Below are 889 nucleotides of genomic sequence, written 5' to 3'. Positions count from 1 at the left end.
CCTGCCATTATTAATCAGAAAATTTATACTTTCGCCAACCAGCCGCATGAGATTTTAGGATATTTACAACATCCGTCGGTTATAAAGGCAATTATTGAACCTTTTCAGAAAAATGAGGGCTAAATGTATATATTTTCTACAATTTGAGTTATTTTTAATCGCTTGACTGTTTTTTTTAATATTTCTTCAGAAAACTATTTGACACTTTTATTAAATCGACCTAATATACGCCCACCTCTGAAACGTCCCTATCGTCTAGAGGCCTAGGACATCGCCCTTTCACGGCGGTAACCGGGGTTCGAATCCCCGTAGGGACGCCATATTCTCTTCTTATAAAATTCCTTTCTATTTTATTTTTATATTTCTAATTTTCTGTATTTCCAAATAAAATACACTTGTACATATATATCACCGATCCAGTATTTCCTTTACATAGATTTACAATATAATAATTCTTATTTTTATACTGATATTTATTATCAACAAGGTTTTAAATGGATCTTAAGCTTCGCCTCCTCTCCCTGAGCATCGCTCAACTCTGTTGTATCTCAAGTACTTTCGCAGAAACAGATCAGCCTTCAACCACACTCGCTACGATTAAGATTAAAGCTCAACAGGCAGCTGACCAAACTTATAAAGTCGATAGTTCAAGTAGCGCAACACGTAGTGAAATCGCATTAAAAGATACACCACAATCTGTCCGTGTAGTGACTCAAAAAGTAATTGAAGATATTGGCGCGACACGTTTAATCGAAGCGCTTGATTTAGCTGGTGGTGTGACTCGCGCTAATAACTTTGGTGGCCAAGGCTTAACAGGCTTTAATCTCCGTGGTTTCACTAGCGGTGAATTTTATCGTAATGGATTCCCAATTAACCGTGGTTATCCAAA

The 889-nt window shown here is 36.9% G+C and carries 1 protein-coding gene, 1 tRNA gene and 1 pseudogene; all 3 read left to right on the top strand.

Annotation, left to right across the window (positions count from 1 at the left end):
- Positions 1–123: pseudogene (locus tag J536_RS26395) on the top strand (hypothetical protein); the annotation flags it as partial.
- A gap of 121 nt (positions 124–244) precedes the next feature.
- Positions 245–320 (top strand) — tRNA-Glu (locus J536_RS24555).
- Between the two features lie 174 nt (positions 321–494).
- A partial coding sequence (locus J536_RS24550) for a TonB-dependent receptor plug domain-containing protein (protein ID WP_032064197.1) occupies positions 495–889 on the top strand: 395 nt, incomplete at its 3' end.

Origin of the sequence: Acinetobacter sp. 809848, from assembly GCF_000581275.1 — a bacterium.
Taxonomy (GTDB): domain Bacteria; phylum Pseudomonadota; class Gammaproteobacteria; order Pseudomonadales; family Moraxellaceae; genus Acinetobacter; species Acinetobacter pittii.
This window is presented reverse-complemented; position numbering and strand designations above follow the sequence as displayed.